Origin of the sequence: Nocardia brasiliensis IFM 10847 (assembly GCF_000710915.1) — a bacterium.
GTDB classification, from domain to species: domain Bacteria; phylum Actinomycetota; class Actinomycetes; order Mycobacteriales; family Mycobacteriaceae; genus Nocardia; species Nocardia brasiliensis_A.
Window position 1 is genome coordinate 17,865 of sequence record NZ_BAUA01000223.1, and the last position, 15,359, is coordinate 33,223.

Here is a 15,359-nt window from a genome sequence, read left to right on the forward strand (position 1 = left end):
GGGACAACTGTGAGTGGATTCGACGACCGGCGCAACGACCCGACGGTTCTGGGCCAGCCCGGTGTGCCGTACCCGTACCCGTCCGGCGACGCGCAATTCGACCCGTCCGCGCCCCAGGACGCGGGTGCCGAACAGCAGGGCCGACCGTGGAAGCGGGACTCCGGCTTCCATCAAACCTGGCAGCCGCCGGCCGGCTGGGCCGAACGCCAGGCTGAAGCGGGCCAGGGCGCCGATCCCACGCTGCAATGGCAGCCGAATGCCGCTGCGCCCGACCAGCATGCCGGAACCGACCCGAATCAGGCACGCCCCAACTATCAGTGGCAGCCGGGGCCGAGCGCGCCCGCGCCGACGGTGCAGTGGCAGCCGGGCGGCACCGCCCAGCCCCCGGGATGGCAGTCCCCGGCGCAGGCCGACCCGACGCTGCTGGCACAGCCGGTGTCGGGCGGGACCGCGCAGGGCGGCGGTTTCGGTGAGCCGGCCGGGTTGTGGCAGCCGAGCCTGGGAGCCGACCCGAATCAGCATCGCGCGGCCGAAGCCGCGCCGACGCTGCTCGGTTATCCACAGGCCACTCGACTAGGCCAGCCCGACCCCGGGCTGCAATGGCAACCGGCGCCCGGCCAGTACGGCGAGGTGCCGCCGATCGAGCAGTATCAAGCCCCCGCGTACGGCACGCCGCAGTACAGCCAACCGAGCGGCTACGGGCCGCAGAGCGGGTTCGGCGGGCCGCCGCAGGCACCCGGCCATGGCACGGGCGGACAGCAGCCGGGTGGTCGCGGCAAGGCGGCGTTACTGATCGGACTCGTGGTGCTCTTGGTCGCGGCGGGTGCGGTGACAGCGGTCACTTTGGCCATGCGCGGCTCGGACGACTCTGCGGCGCAAGAGAACTCGCCGTCCATGGTCAGCGCGCTCACACCGAGCGCGAGCACCGAGCCGGCCCCGACCAAGACCACCTCCGCGGCGCCGACCACCAACCCCAACGGCCGCAACGAAACCCCGGTGATCCCCGGCTATCAGGTGGTCGTCGCGCCCGACCGGGGCGCCGCGTACGACGTGCCCAGCGGCTGGACGATCGCGCCGGAGACCGCCATCGGCGGGTTCGGCGAACCACCGAACGCGGTCGCGGGCAAGGGATATGCCAGCGACGGCAAGGGCTACTGCCCCGGCTCCACCCGCACGGTGTCCTTCCTCACCGGTTCGCAGAGCCCCGATTCCGCCACGGCGGCAACCGATCTCGGTACCCGGACGGCCAAGCTCGCCTACACCGCCTCGTCCAACGGCACGCCGAGCGCGCCGGTGCCGCTCGAATCGCTGGACGGCACCCAGCACGGCATGTTCGTGGAGACCAAGGGCACCGTCACCCAGGCCAAGCCCGGCTGTGCGACGGCCTACTCGGTCTTCACCGTGGCCTACCCCACCGACAGCGGCAACTTCGTCATGGTGATCGCCGCCGACACCGGCGTGCCGAACGCCCTCGACGCCGACACCGCCAAGCGCATCTTCACCAGCATCCGCGCGCACGACGGCTAGACCGCCACGCGATACCCCCGCTGAACAGGCGGTTTAACGTCCAGGCCGTCCCTGTTGTAAGCTACTGCAGGTTCGATTCACGGGGTGTGGCGCAGCTTGGTAGCGCGCTTCGTTCGGGACGAAGAGGTCGCAGGTTCAAATCCTGTCACCCCGACTCGTGGTTGAGACGAACAGTTCGCCCCCTGCCCAACGGCAGGGGGCGAACTTGTTTCCGATGGTTCTTTCGCGAGCAGAGTCGAGGGCTGCGCCGCCTACCACTGCAGCGATTACCCCACGAAGACGGAGCCGTGCCTGCGTATCAATCGCGATGTCGACATGCTCGTCTCAGAAGTGCCGCTGCACTACAACTCGACCTCGGCGTCGACTGACCACGATCTCGAATTCCGACCTCTCGCTACACAGTCGCGCTCACTCGGCGGCGGCTATTTCCTGGGCGATGCCGTTGAGGATGATCTCCAGGGTGACGGTGAAGTCCGGGTCTTCGGTGGGGTCGGCGGGGGCGGCGGGCGGGGGGTCGAAGACGGTGGAGCTGAAGAGTTTCGCGGCTTCCGGGTAGCGGGACGGGTCGACCAGGGCGGCCAGGGAGCGGGTGTAGGCCTGGTTGACCTGGGCCTCGTCGAGACCGGTGTCCGCGCGTCCTTCGGCCAGCTGCTGGGTGAGCAGGCTGGCTTGGCGGACGTGACCGCTGACCAGCATCATGACGGCGACCTTGGTGGCCCAGTCGAGCGGCGTGCCGGCCAGCACCCGCAGGTGCGCGTCCATCCAGCCGACGGTGTTCGGGCCACGCGGCGGACCCGAGATCGGCAGCTGCGGCAGCCACGGATGCCGTAGGTGGGTGGCGCGCAGCGCGTGCGCCCAGCGCCGCAGCTCGGCGCGCCAATCGGCGGGCGCCAGCGGGAATTCGGGTGGCGGGCCCGCCGCGTGATCGGCCATCAGCTCGAAGAGCTCGTCTTTGGACCCGACGTGCCGATACAGCGCCATCTTCGTGAAGCCCAGGGCGACTTTCATCAGCGTGACGCCCGCGAGCCCGTCACGATCGGCCAGTTCCACGGCCTTGCGCACCACCAGGTCGACGTCGAGCTCGGCGGGCCGTCCCAGCCGCTGCGGTGGCGACGCGAGCCGCCACAACCTGCTCAGTTCCGCGGGCATTGCCTCGTCGGGCACTGCGGGCACCTTCCTCGGGATCGGCACATCAGGACCGGTTGCATACTAGTCGCATAGATAGTATCTATTGGATAGTATCCCTTAGACATTTAAGTCTCGCGGTCAATCGAGGAAGCTGGCACCCCATGACCGATCAACTGGTCACGCCGCGCACCCGCGTCTACGACGTAGACGCGCTACGCGGCTTCGCCCTGTTGGGCATTTTCATCGTCAACATCACGTTCATGTCGTCCGGCTACCCGGGGAACCTGGTGACCGATCCGGCGTTCGCCGGCCCCGTCGACGAGGTGGTTCGCGGACTGTCCACGGTCTTCGTCGACATGAAGTTCTATCTGCTGTTCTCGTTCCTGTTCGGCTACAGCTTCACCTTGCAGCTGACCTCGGCGGCCGACGCGGGCGCGGCGTTCGAGCCGCGCATGCTGCGGCGCATCGCCGGGCTGTTCCTCATCGGTGTCGCGCACATCGTGTTCCTGTACGGCGGCGACGTGCTCACCACGTACGCGCTCGCCTGTCTCGCCCTGTTCCTGCTGCGACGGGTCACCGATCGGACCGCGCTGCGCATCGCCGGCGTGCTCTACGGCCTGGTGCTGTCAAGCCTGCTGATCAGCGGCCTGTTCCTGAATACCTCGGCATGGCTGCCCGCGCCGGAACAGGCGCGAGCCAACGCCGAGCAAACAACCGCGGCCATGCTCGGTGGCTGGGGCGAGATCATCGGCACCCACCTCGACGGACTCCCGCTGCTGATTCTGCAGGCCATTACCCTGCAGGGGCCGACCGCTCTGGCCATGTTCCTGCTCGGCCTGATCGCGGGGCGCCGCAAGCTGCTGGCGCGGGTACGTGGTGACGAACCGGTGCTGCGCCGCATCCAGTGGATCGGGTTCTCGATCGGCTTGGCGGGCAGCGTGCTCTACACCCTCGGCGGCGGCACCGGCACGACGCTCGCGGTGGCGGTCAGCGTCGCCACCGCGCCGCTGCTGTCGGCCGCGTACGTCGCGACGCTGCTACGGCTGATGCACAGCCCCCGCACCGCGTGGATCCGCACCGCGCTGGCCCCGGCCGGACGGATCGCGCTGACCAACTATCTCGGTCAATCCGCGATCGGCCTGCTCCTGTTCACCGGCATCGGTTGCGGCTGGGCGGGCCGCCTGTCGCCGGCCGCGACCATGGCAGTGGCGGTGCTCATCTTCGGACTCCAGTTGGCGGTCAGCGCGGTGTGGTTACGCCGCTACCGGTACGGCCCCGCCGAATGGGTCCTGCGGTGGATCACCAATGCCCACCGCCCCGCCTGGCGCAGCACGCCGGGGTGACACCCCTCACCATCGCGTTGCTCGGCGCGGTTCGGCCGGGAGGGTGGCTCGCCTTGGGGCAGAATCGGTTTCGCCCCCCTCCGAAAGGCTGAATCATGCGCGCACCCGCCGAGGACGTCACCGGAACGCTGGCCGGGAAGACCGTGCTGATCACCGGTGGCGACACCGGCGTCGGCAAGAAGATCGCCGTTTCGCTCGCCGCGCAGGGCGCGCAAGTGGTGATCCAGCACCCGCACGCACCGGAATCGGCCGCCGATGTGGTCAAGGAGATCACCGGTTCCGGCGGTTCCGCGCTGGCGCTCGCGGCCGATATCGGCGATCGTCTCGAATACGAGGAACTGGTGCAGGCGCTGCTCGAAGAGTGCGGGCGCTGGGACGTGCTGGTGACCACCACGGCTGCCGCGCTCACCACGCCCCTGGCCGAACTCACCGCCGACGAATTCGACAGCGCCTTCGCGACACCGGCGCGCGGCGTGCTGCACGGCCTGCAACTCGCCTCGGCGCATCTGGCCGACGGCGGGCGGGTCATCACCGTCGCGAACGCCGCCCCGTCGGGCACCACCGTCGAGGAGGCCGCCGCGGGGGCAATCGCGGAGTTCACCCGCGTCCTGGCCGCGGACTTCACGCCGCGGCGCATCGCCGTCAACGCGGTGAGCGCGACGACCGGCAGCCCCGACCCGGACGCGGCCGCCACGGCGCGCCTACTCGGCCCCGTGAGCGAAACAACCGAAATCTCGGACGTGGTCGTGTTTCTGGCGAGCGACGCCGCCGAAGCGGTCACTGCGCAGCACATTCGGATCGCCGAAGGCGGCGCGGGAACCGGAAAGATCGCCTGAGGCGCATATCGGCGAATATCGAGCAACGAGATATTCCGCCGAATTTCACCGGGGCCACCCCGGTGATCCCGGGGCCGCCCCGACGGAATAACGCAATGGCGCATAAACTACCTCGATCCGGACAGCGTGTGCCGTGCAGCCGCCGAACATGCGAGCAAACGCCTACGCTGTTGATTTATGACCCGCGTTACCGCGCAAGGGAACACAGTGGACATCGCGACAGCGTCAACGACGCCCGTGTATCGGTTGGCCGCACTCTCCGATCTCGCCCGTGTCGCGGCGGTCGAGCAGGAACGGTTCGGGGCCGACGCCTACCCCTATTTCGTGTTGCGCCAGCTCTTCGACCTGCACGGCTGCGACTGGCTGGTCGCGGAAGTGGACGACGTCGTCTGCGGGCACCTGTTGGTCGCCCTCACTCCCGATCGGCGTGCCTGGTTGCTCAGCTTCGCCGTCACCGAGAGCAAGTGCGGCCGGGGTTACGGGTCAACCCTTTTAGCGCAGGCGATCGAGCTGTGCAGCCGACACTCGGTGCGCAGCATCCTGATAACCGTCCGGCCAACCAACCAGTCGGCCTATAACCTTTACAAGCGAATGGGTTTCACCTGGACCGCTTACGAGGAACACTACTTCGGCATCGGCGAGCCTCGCGACATACTCGAGTACAAACTCTGACGGACCACGATTCTCGAACGTCGAGCGTGAGAGCCACGTTCATGATGCGAATTCCATTGCGCCACGGAAAGCCGATCGCGCACTTGCCAGATCAGCGTGGTCCACTGCCTAGAGAATCCCGGATCGGATTGCAGACCGCGTAAATCGGCGGGGGTATGCGCCCCGGGGCATCCACAGGCTCGCCAGATGTTGTGGCACGGCAGCCGGGATCTCACCTCGTTGCGGCGCGGCCGCGGGAAATCGGTCCGCCTGCGCCAGCGCCTGGCAGACGGCGGTCAGCACCCAGTCATGCACCGCCAGATCTGCGCAGCGGGCCGGAACCGATTCGAGTCCGGCCTCATGCGGACCACTACCCAACCAGCAGCGGTGCCATTCACGTTCCGTCCCACAGCAAATGGGAAACGCGGTCGGAGATCTTGCGCGACACCGTCACCGGCACCTCCTCCGCGGCGCCGCCGGCGATGAGCTGATCGATCACGGCACGATCCACATCCAGGTGATCCAGTATCACCTGCGTCGAATGGACCAGAGCGGCACGATGTTTGGGCACGATCGACATCGACCGATAGGCCGCGAACGGTGGCGCATCGTGGGCAAGTCGCATTACTGCCGGTAGCTCCTGCCACCGGCTCGGCCACTGCGCTTCCGGCGCGACGACCTGCGGCCGCACGACCGCCGCACCGTGGTGGCGCAGCACGCCGAGCCGCAGCAGCTGCCAGACCGCGGCGAGCATCGGCGCCGACCACCGGCGGTGAGCTTCGTTGCGCCCGTTGGCGGACTCGGTGCGCTCACTCCACAACTGCACATCCAGGAAGATCGAATGCTCGCTTCGGCCGAACTCTTCCGCGGGCCGAAACGGCAGCATCCAGGTGTGCTGCGGTTGTTCGCCGTCCGACGGGCGGCGGCCGTTGCACAACCAGCCGGACTCCGCGGTCGGCGGGCGACGCCCGGCCGACGACGAAACGTCCGGCTCGGCAACGATACTGGCCGCGACCAGCTCAGCGAGGCTGATCGGCGCACCTGATGACCCGCCGTCGTCCCCCGGAATCCCCGTCGCGCAACCTGATTGGCGGGCCAGATAGTCGATCCGCACACCGGCTTCGTCCGCCGCGGTGAGCAACTTGCCGAGGATGTCGCGCGGATCGGCGTTCGGCGCGGTGTAGTCGTCGACGAAATAGCAGGTACTCACTCGCACTCGGGAGCCGAATTCCGCGCGGGCGACGGCGATGAACGCATCGGCCAACGGCGCGATCCCGCGAAACCGACGCAGCACCTGATCCATATCGTGCGCGATCTGAGGCACCGAGAAATGGCCGACCTCGAGCGACAGATGCGACAGCGGCACCTGCTCGATCCGGGCCTGTTCCCCGTGCTCGCTGTAGCCCATCACGGCTCAGCACCCCATCGCGTCCCGGCGCGCACACGCCACCTCATCCAACTGGACCAGCCCCGTTCCCACGCACGCCGACTCTGAAAGTGTGCGCCCCATTCCCACCCCCAGCCAACCCCCGGCGCACTGTTGCCGACATCCTGGACGACGCCTTGATCGGATTCCGCATCCGCAGGCACGGCTACCTCGTGCGCGCGGCGATCGATGAGCGCACCGCGTCGCGAGACTTCACAGCCTGGACCGAGATCGGACTGCTGGCCACGCGGGGCGCGACCCGCGGACGCCACTACGTGGCCGGGCCGAAGCTGCTGGAACTCCGGTCGGTCGTCCGGGCGGAAGTACCGCGGCGGCTTCTTGATCCTCAGCCCGAGCTGCGGGCCGAGTTGCGCACGCTTCGAGTGGGCGAGTTACGGGGTGCTTACTTGGGGTGATGTTGCGGAAATGCGAGGTCGGTAGCGTATACAGGTATGTCGACACGGGCGGGAACGCTGGAGAGTGCGGATGGGCGGGCGCTGCGCGACGTGGTGTATGCGGCGCTGCGCGGGGAGTTGATGAATGGGGATATCAAGTTCGGGGAGCGGCTGACCGAGCCGAAACTGGCGGCGCGGTTCGGGATCTCACGGACACCGATCCGTGAGGCGCTGACCGTGCTCTGCGCGGACGGCCTGCTGCAACGCGAGGAGTTCGGGTTCAGCCCGGTGCGTCCGAGCATTCCGTTGATCCGTGACCTCTACGAGCTGCGAATCACGTTGGAGCTGGGCGGAATACAGCGTGCGCTGAGGAACCCCGCGGTGTCCCACGATCGCGCCCTGCTCGAGGCGGAACGCGACGCGTGGCTGGCACTGCGCGCCGACCCGCCGGCGCAGGAGCCGGGATTCGTGGTGCGCGACGAAGAATTCCACGTCACGCTGCTCACCGCTGCGGGCAACGCGGAAATGGTGCGGGCTTTACAGGCGGTGAACTCCCGCATCCGGCACGTCCGGATGTATGACTTCATGGTCAACAACCGCATCGAGACCACCATCACCGAACACCTCGGCATCCTCGATGCCGTACTGGCCGACGATCTTTCCCTCGCCTACCAGCTGCTGCACACGCATATCGGCGCATCGCTGGACGTGGTGCTCGACCGCGTCACCCGGGCCATCGCCGCGATGGCCGCCGAATAGACCGCGCCGAAACCCCGCAATCCCACCAGCAGTGATCGGAGTCGACCGAATGACCACCGGCGATACAGCCAAGACCGCGACACCCACCCAACGCGTGACCGCCGCGTATCAGCGGATCGCCGAGGTGGATCGACCCGAAGTGTGGATCACGCTGCGCGACCAGCAGGCGGTCGCCGCCGAGGCCGCCGCCGTCGAAGCACGGCTGGCCGCGGGCGCGGCGCTGCCGCTGGCCGGTCTGCTGGTCGCGGTCAAGGACAACATCGATGTGGCGGGCTTGCCGACCACGGCGGCGTGCCCGGAGTTCGCCTACACCGCACAGCGCACCGCGTCGGCGGTCGAGCGGCTGGTCGCGGCGGGCGCGGTCGTGCTCGGCAAAACCAATCTCGATCAGTTCGCGACCGGTTTGGTCGGTACCCGTAGTCCGTACGGCGCGGTGCGCAACGCGCACGACCCGGCGCTGATCTCCGGCGGGTCCAGTTCGGGTTCGGCGGTGGCCGTCGCGCTGGGTATCGCCGATCTCGGGATCGGCACCGACACCGCGGGTTCCGGCCGGGTGCCTGCGGCCTATCACGGAATCGTCGGCGTCAAGGCGACATTGGGCATCATCCCGACGCACGGCGTGGTGCCCGCGTGCGCGGACTACGACGCGGTCACCGTCTTCGCCGACGATCTCGACACGGCGGTGGCGGCGGCCGCGGTGATGTGCGGGCCCGAGCCGCGCGATCCGCGCAGTCGCAGCTGGCCGGCCGATGTCCGGTTGGCGGCGCCTGCGGCGGCGCGCATCGCGGTCCCGCGCGCGGCCGACCTCGTCGCACTGTGTGCACCGTATCGCGAAGCCTTCGCCAGAACTGTCGCCGCCGCGGCCGATTCCGGAGCGAAGTTCGAAGAGGTCGACATTTCCGGCTTGCTCGACGCCGCGCGGTTGCTCTACGACGGCGCGATCGTCGCCGAACGCCATGCCGCGGTCGGCGAGTTCCTGGCCACCGCGCCCGCCGGCGCGGACCCGACGGTCGCCGCGATCATCGAATCCGCCGGTGCGACAACGGGTCCGGGATTCGCGGCAGATCTCGACGCGTTGGCTCGCGCCCGCGCGAAGGCCGCCGAGCTGCTCGCGGACTACGACGCACTGTTGCTGCCGACCACCACCGAGCATCCGAGTATCGCCGCGGTGCAGGCGGATCCGCTGGGTATCAACCGCCGGCTCGGCACCTACACGAACTTCTGCAACCTGCTCGATCTGGCGGCCGTGGCGGTGCCCGGCGCACCCACCGCCGACGGTGCGCCGTTCGGCGTCATGCTGGTGACCGCCGCGTTCGCCGATCAGGTCGGCATCGATCTGGCCGCCCGCCTGCTCGCCGCCGACACCGCGCCGCTGCTGGTACAGCACGGTGTCGAACTCGCCGTCTTCGGCGCGCACCTGCGCGGTCAACCGCTGCACTGGCAGCTCGAGCAGATCGGCGCGCGCTTCGCCGGAGACATCCGCACGACGGACGCCTATCGCCTGACCGCCTTGGACACCACCCCGGCGAAACCCGGACTAGTGCGGCACGGTGCGGGCCTAGGCGCCCCCATCGCCGGTGAATTGTTCCGCGTCGCTACCGCCGGGCTGGGCGAGTTCCTGGCGGCCCTGCCTGCCCCCATGGCGCTGACCAGCATCGAACTGTCCGATGGCCGTTCGGTGATCGGCTTCGCATGCACCTACGACGCCGCGATCACCGCCACAGACATCACCTCGTTCGGCGGATGGAAGGCCTATATCCAGCGCTGATCCCCCCTGAACGCTCGTCTTGCACATTTGTACTAGACATATGTCTCAGCCTGCTGTAGACATATGTCTAAGACATTCGCGCAAGCAAGGGAACAACAGATGAGCCTCCACACCCAGCCCCGCATCCTCGTCGCAGGCGGCGGTATCGGCGGCAATGCCGTTGCGTTGCAACTGCTTCGGGCCGGCATCCGGGCCACCGTGGTCGAGCGCGCCGCCGCGCCGCGGCCGGGCGGACAGGCGGTCGACCTGCGGGGGCCGAGCGCCGAGGTCGCCGAACGGATGGGCTTGATGCCGGGCATCCGCGCCGTCCAACTGGACGAGCGCGGCATGAAGTTCGTCGACGCCGCGGGCCGCGATGTTGTCCGGATGCCGACCGAGCTGTTCGACGGCAAGGGCGCCATCGCCGAAATCGAGATCACCCGTGGGGATTTGAACCAGGTCCTGCTCGACGCGCTGGCGGCCGAAGGCGGCGTGGACTACCGCTACGGCGAGTGGATCACCGATGTCCGCCAGGACGGAACCGGCGTCGACGTCACCTTCGCCTCGGGCACGAGCGCCCGCTATGACGTGCTGATCGGCGCGGACGGCCTGCACTCGGCCACCCGCCGGATGGTGTTCGGCCCCGAGGAGCAGTTCTCCACCTACCTCGGCGGGTACATGTCCTTCTTCACCATGCCCAGCGCCGCGGACGCAGAGGACCACTGGTTCACCATGCACTCGCTGGTCGGCGCGGCAAATATCGGACTGCGCCCGGACGCCGACCCGGCCACCTCGAAGGCCTTGATCACGGTGCGCATGCCGGCCGACCCCGCGCTGCGCCGCGATGTCGCGGCCCAGCAGGATCTGCTCCGGCGCAAGCTGGCGGGTGGCGGCTGGGAGGCGGAGCGGATCGCCGCCGCGATACCGGAGGCGACCGACTTCTATTTCGACGAGCTGGCGCGCATCGATATGCCCGCCTGGTCGCAGGGCCGGGTCGTGCTGCTCGGCGACGCGGGTTACTGCGGTTCACCCTTGTCCGGGCAGGGCACCGCGATGGCACTGCTCGGCGCCTATGTGCTGGCCGGTGAAATCGCCTCGCACGCCGCGGATCCCGAGCCGGCACTGGCCCGCTACGAGGAGGTACTGCGCCCGTTCATCGCGAAGGCGCAGGAACTCGCTCCCGGCGGCCTGAAGGCCATGACACCCCGAACTGCATTGGGCATCAGGGCAGGCCAGACGCTCAGCAAGCTGATGACCTCGAAGGCGCTGCGGCCGTTGATGATGAAGATGTTCACCAAGACCGAGTCCTATGAACTGCCTGACTACCCGGCGCACAGCATCGCCGGATAGTCAGGGCTACTCGACCACGGTCCGTTCGTCCAGCAGAAACGGAAGTACGAAGGTACGCAGCATGGTTCGCTCTTCGTCCTCGCCGTCCCCAGGCAGGGTCAGCAGCGAGACCATGGCGCGGATCACCCACTGCCCGACACGTTGCGCCGCCTTCGCGGGCAGGCCGGGGCGGAATCCGGACACGAAGTCGGCGGCGAGCGCGTCCAGCACCGCGGACGAATTCGACAGCTGCGCAACGATTCCGGCGTTGTCCGCAGCGAACCATACCGCCAGGTGCGGGGTCTTGCGCACCTCGGCGAGCAACGCGGTGAGCCCGTCGAGCAAGCGGTCCGCCGGGTCCGCCGCCGCAGGGCGGGCCGGGTCACGCCACACCCGTTCGACCACCTGGCGCGCCTCGCGCCCGGCGAAGGCCACGTACAGCGCCTGCCGATTCTCGAAGTAGCGGTAGAGCGTCGCCCGCGAACATCCCGCGGCCTCGGCCACTTCGGCCATGCCGATACCGCTGACGCCCTTTTCGATGAACAGCGCGCGCACCGCGTCGAGGATGCGCTCGCTCGCCAACTCCGCGCGACCGTCCGCCAGCCAGCCGCTCATGCCGCGCACCGGAAGGCGAGGGTGGTCGGCCGCCGGACATACGGCCCCGTCGCGTACTCGACCGAATCCATATCCACCACATAGTCGGGGAAGCGGTCGAGTAGTTCCTCCAACGCGACCCGGGCCTGCATACGGGCCACCGCGGCGCCGAGGCAGTGGTGGGGTCCGTGGCCGAAGGTGAGGATACGCTGCGGATTCCGCTCGATGTCGAGTTCGGCGGCGTCGGGGCCGAACGCCTGCTCGTCCCGGTTGGCGGAGCCGAAGACCAGGAGCACTTTGCGTCCGGCGGGAATCGACTTGCCGCCCAGCTGAAGTGGCCGCGTCGCGGTGCGTGCCAAACACTGCACCGGTGCGGTGAGCCGGGCGAATTCCTCGATGGCCGTACCGATCCGGTCCCTGTCCTCGACCAGCGCCGCCCGCTGGTCCGGATGTTGTTGCAGCAGTTGGACAGCACCCCCGAGCAGGCCCGTCGTGGTGTCGTTGCCCCCGGCCACCATGGTCCAGGTGTAGGCCAGGATCTGCACCAGGCCACGCACATCGACGTCGTCGGCCGCCATCCCCGCCTGTACGAGCAGCGATACCGTATCGTCGCCCGGATCGGTTCTGCGCCGCTTGATCAGCTCGGCGAAGTAACCCATCATCGCCATCGAGGCGGGCATCGCCTGGGTACTCGCCCGATCGGTACTGCCCGCGACGACGGCGTCGGTCCAGCCGTCGAACCGGCCCCGGTCCGCGGCGGGCACGCCCAGATAGTGCGCGACCACCATGCTCGGCAGCGGTTTGAACAGCCCCGCGACGATATCGCCCCCACCGTCGGCGGCGAGGCCGTCCAGGCGTTCGCGCACGAACTGCCGCACCACCGGCTCCACGTCGCGCACCTGGCGCGGCGTGAAGCCGCGGGCGACGAGTTTGCGAAAGTCGGTGTGCTCGGGCGGATCCTGCATCACCAGCGGTGGGTTGTCGGTGAGGCCGATCTGTTCCAGCTCGCCGTATTCCACGGTCAGCCCGTCGCGCGACGAGTAGGTCGCGCTGTCGCGGGCGGCGGCGTACACGTGCTCGTGGGTGGTCAGCACCCAGTAGTCGTCGGCCGGGCGGGCCGGCGGCACCACGTGGTGGACCGGATCGTGTTCACGCAGTGCGGCATACATCTCCCACGGCGAAACCCAGGTGGGGCCGGAGCACAACTCGAAGACCGGAGCCGGACGATACGCATCGATCAACATGTAGTGACGGTAAGACAAAATGTCGAAAGTGTCTAGAACAAGTTCTAACCGTGCCGACCCGGACCGATCACCCTCCGAAACCGGTCCGGCCGCGCGTCCGACCCGAGACCGGCGCCTGCGCACCCGTGGTTACCTTCGGCAGTGGCAACATCGAGTTGCCGGCCAGCTCCGGGAAGAGCCATCGAAGGCGTATGCCCGCGTCCCGAGTGGCCTACCGAGCCGGTCACCCCTCGTGGACCGGCCCGGCAGGCACTCTCAACCCCCGGGACCCGACCTGCCAACCCCTCGAAGACAGGTCGAGCCCCGTTCCCCACCCCCGGTGGTGGCTCTGCACCCCGTCAACCGGAGCACCCGGTGTATTCGGTGTGACTCAAACAATGCCGTCGACGGCTTAGCACGCACTTAAGAACACCTTGTAGGGGAAAAATTGCAGGTGATGGTGCCGATACGGCGACGAATGTGCGGAGTTTGTAGCACGCGGTCCCGGATAGCCGATGATGGAGACAAGTGCGCCAAGGAGATTGGAACGACGATGGAAACCGTGGTGGTCTGGGTATTGGCCTGTGTGCTGTATTGGTGGGGCCTGCTGTAGGAGTCGGCCGGAAAGCCTGGTCCACCCGGACCAGGCCTACTACATGCGGTCGTAGGCGTTCGCGCCGAGGCCGAGGGGAATTGCCACGGCGCACCCCACCGCAGCAGGCTGCCCACCCGCCCCCGGTTCCACCGAACTATGCGCACTCACCCAGCGACCTCATGACCGCACTGCGACAGGGTCAGCGGTCCACGCCGACGGGCTCCGGCGTGATCTTCTCCTCTTGCTCCGAATTCTCTGCGCGCCCGGCGCGTTCACGCATCAACACCAGCGCCAGGGCGGCCGCGCCGAGCACGGCGCAGGCGCCCGCGACGAACGTGGTGGACATGGCGACGGTGAACGCGGACCGCGCGGCGGCGGCCAGCGCGCCGTCACCGGTGGCGCGGGCCACGGCCAGCGCATCGGAGATGGCTTCCCTGGCGTGTTCCGGTGCGGTGTCCGGCATGTGGCCGGTGTAGCTGCCGGCCAGCACCGCCCCGAGGATGGCGACGCCGAGCGCGGCGCCCGCCTGTTGGATGGTGTCGTTGAGCGCGGAGCCGACGCCGGCGTGATCCCCGGGCACCGCGCTCATCAGCGCGCCGATCGCGGCGGGCATGGCCAGACCCATGCCGCTGCCCAGCAGCGCGAGCGCCAGCGCGGGCAGCCAGAAGCTCTCGTCCACGTCCAGTGTCGCCAGCACGCCGAACCCGCTCGCGGTGATCATCAGGCCCGTCGCCACGATCCACCGGTTGCCGACCTTGCCGGCCAGCGACGCCCCGATTCCGTTGCACACCAGCACCGCGACGGCCATCGGCGTGAACGCGAACGCGGTCTGCGTCGGCGTGTACTCGAGCACGAATTGCAGGTACTGGGTCAGCACCAACAGCAGTCCGCCACTGGCGAAGGTCAGCAGCACCAGCGAGAAGCTGGAGCCGGTGAAGATCCGGTTGCGGAAAAGCTCCAGCGGCACCATCGGCGACTCGGTACTCAGCTCACGAATCACGAAGCCTGCCAACGAGATCACCGCGATCACCAACGCCGTCAAGGTGCCCCGCGCGGTGAAGCCGTCGATCGGGGTGACGATGATGGTCCACACCAGCGCGGTCATGCCGAGCACCGAGAGCAGCATGCCCGGCAGGTCCGGCTTGCGCCACGGCCCCCTGGATTCGGGCATCAGCACGAACGCCGCGACGATCGCCACCACCACGATGGGCACGTTCAACACGAACACCGAGCCCCACCAGAAGTGATCCAGCAGGAAGCCGCCGAACACCGGGCCGCCGACCATGCCGACCACCGAGACCGCGCTCCACGCGCCGATCGCCTTCGGGCGTTCCTGCTCGTCGAAGACGGTGATCAGGATCGACAGCGTGCTCGGCATGATCAACGCGCCGCCGATTCCCATCAGCACGCGACCGCCGATCAGCAACTCCGAGGTGGTAGCGAAGGCCGCGAGCGCCGACGCCGCGCCGAACAGGAACAGGCCGACGACCATCACCAGCCGACGGCCGTACCGGTCGGACAGGCTGCCGGAGGTGAGCAGCAGTCCGGCGAAAACCAGGATGTAGGAGTCGATGATCCACTGAATGTCCTGCGCGCCCGCGCCCAGGTCGGTGGCGATCTGCGGGATCGCCACATTCAGCACCATGTTGTCGATGACCAGCACCAATGAGCTGAAGCACAGCACGATCAGGATGAGCCAGCGGCGCGGATCACGCGCCGCGACAGCCACCTCGTCGGTCGATTCGGTCATGTTCGCGAACCCTTTCGAATAAGCCCAGCCGCACACCGTGCGGATATCCGAACACT

The 15,359-nt window shown here is 68.3% G+C and carries 13 protein-coding genes and 1 tRNA gene; 9 read left to right on the plus strand and 5 right to left on the minus strand.

The genetic code is table 11. From position 1 onward, the window contains the following. Positions 1 to 9: 9 nt before the first annotated feature. Entirely contained in the window at positions 10 to 1,527 is a 1,518-nt protein-coding gene (locus NBRGI_RS48880; RefSeq protein WP_029904077.1) for a hypothetical protein, read from the plus strand. A gap of 80 nt (positions 1,528 to 1,607) precedes the next feature. Then, positions 1,608 to 1,681: transfer RNA gene (locus NBRGI_RS42975), tRNA-Pro, on the plus strand. Between the two features lie 254 nt (positions 1,682 to 1,935). Here the strand turns inward: NBRGI_RS42975 and NBRGI_RS42980 are convergent. Further along, positions 1,936 to 2,691, minus strand: coding sequence for a TetR/AcrR family transcriptional regulator (locus NBRGI_RS42980; RefSeq protein WP_200882297.1), 756 nt, complete (start codon positions 2,689 to 2,691; stop codon positions 1,936 to 1,938). Positions 2,692 to 2,816: 125 nt separating this feature from the next. On the opposite strand from NBRGI_RS42980, the gene NBRGI_RS42985 reads away from it, so the two are divergent. The 3 genes from NBRGI_RS42985 to NBRGI_RS42995 all read left to right on the plus strand — a co-directional run bounded on the left by NBRGI_RS42985 (position 2,817) and on the right by NBRGI_RS42995 (position 5,506). After that, positions 2,817 to 3,998 (plus strand): DUF418 domain-containing protein, encoded by a 1,182-nt coding sequence (locus tag NBRGI_RS42985; RefSeq protein WP_029904081.1) that lies wholly within the window; start codon positions 2,817 to 2,819, stop codon positions 3,996 to 3,998. Between the two features lie 95 nt (positions 3,999 to 4,093). Then, on the plus strand, positions 4,094 to 4,834 hold the full coding sequence (locus NBRGI_RS42990; protein ID WP_029904083.1) for an SDR family oxidoreductase: 741 nt from the start codon (positions 4,094 to 4,096) through the stop codon (positions 4,832 to 4,834). Between the two features lie 246 nt (positions 4,835 to 5,080). Further along, a complete protein-coding gene (locus NBRGI_RS42995; RefSeq protein WP_158440036.1) occupies positions 5,081 to 5,506 on the plus strand; it encodes a GNAT family N-acetyltransferase in 426 nt (141 codons plus the stop codon). A 373-nt stretch (positions 5,507 to 5,879) separates the two neighbouring features. Here the strand turns inward: NBRGI_RS42995 and NBRGI_RS43000 are convergent, their stop codons facing one another. After that, positions 5,880 to 6,893 (minus strand): SCO2522 family protein, encoded by a 1,014-nt coding sequence (locus NBRGI_RS43000; protein WP_029904087.1) that lies wholly within the window; start codon positions 6,891 to 6,893, stop codon positions 5,880 to 5,882. Positions 6,894 to 6,982: 89 nt separating this feature from the next. Between NBRGI_RS43000 and NBRGI_RS43005 the strand changes: the two genes are divergently transcribed. The 4 genes from NBRGI_RS43005 to NBRGI_RS43020 all read left to right on the plus strand — a co-directional run bounded on the left by NBRGI_RS43005 (position 6,983) and on the right by NBRGI_RS43020 (position 11,162). After that, complete coding sequence (locus tag NBRGI_RS43005; RefSeq protein ID WP_200882298.1) at positions 6,983 to 7,327, plus strand: hypothetical protein; 345 nt, start codon at positions 6,983 to 6,985, stop codon at positions 7,325 to 7,327. 36 nt (positions 7,328 to 7,363) lie between these two features. Then, positions 7,364 to 8,065, plus strand: coding sequence for a GntR family transcriptional regulator (locus tag NBRGI_RS43010; protein WP_051728473.1), 702 nt, complete (start codon positions 7,364 to 7,366; stop codon positions 8,063 to 8,065). 49 nt (positions 8,066 to 8,114) lie between these two features. After that, positions 8,115 to 9,833, plus strand: coding sequence for an allophanate hydrolase (atzF, locus tag NBRGI_RS43015; protein WP_148311183.1), 1,719 nt, complete (start codon positions 8,115 to 8,117; stop codon positions 9,831 to 9,833). A 99-nt stretch (positions 9,834 to 9,932) separates the two neighbouring features. Next, positions 9,933 to 11,162, plus strand: coding sequence for an FAD-dependent monooxygenase (locus tag NBRGI_RS43020; protein WP_029904095.1), 1,230 nt, complete (start codon positions 9,933 to 9,935; stop codon positions 11,160 to 11,162). 6 nt (positions 11,163 to 11,168) lie between these two features. Here NBRGI_RS43020 and NBRGI_RS43025 read toward each other — a convergent pair whose 3' ends face one another. From NBRGI_RS43025 to NBRGI_RS43035, 3 genes are all read right to left on the minus strand, one after another. Then, the gene (locus NBRGI_RS43025; RefSeq protein ID WP_029904097.1) at positions 11,169 to 11,756 is read right to left on the minus strand and encodes a TetR/AcrR family transcriptional regulator; all 588 of its coding nucleotides are present in this window, start codon (positions 11,754 to 11,756) and stop codon (positions 11,169 to 11,171) included. Then, positions 11,753 to 12,979, minus strand: coding sequence for a cytochrome P450 (locus NBRGI_RS43030; RefSeq protein ID WP_029904099.1), 1,227 nt, complete (start codon positions 12,977 to 12,979; stop codon positions 11,753 to 11,755). The genes NBRGI_RS43025 and NBRGI_RS43030 overlap by 4 nt, the downstream gene beginning before the upstream one ends. A gap of 773 nt (positions 12,980 to 13,752) precedes the next feature. Beyond that, on the minus strand, positions 13,753 to 15,303 hold the full coding sequence (locus NBRGI_RS43035; protein ID WP_029904101.1) for an MFS transporter: 1,551 nt from the start codon (positions 15,301 to 15,303) through the stop codon (positions 13,753 to 13,755). Between the last annotated feature and the right edge of the window lie 56 nt (positions 15,304 to 15,359).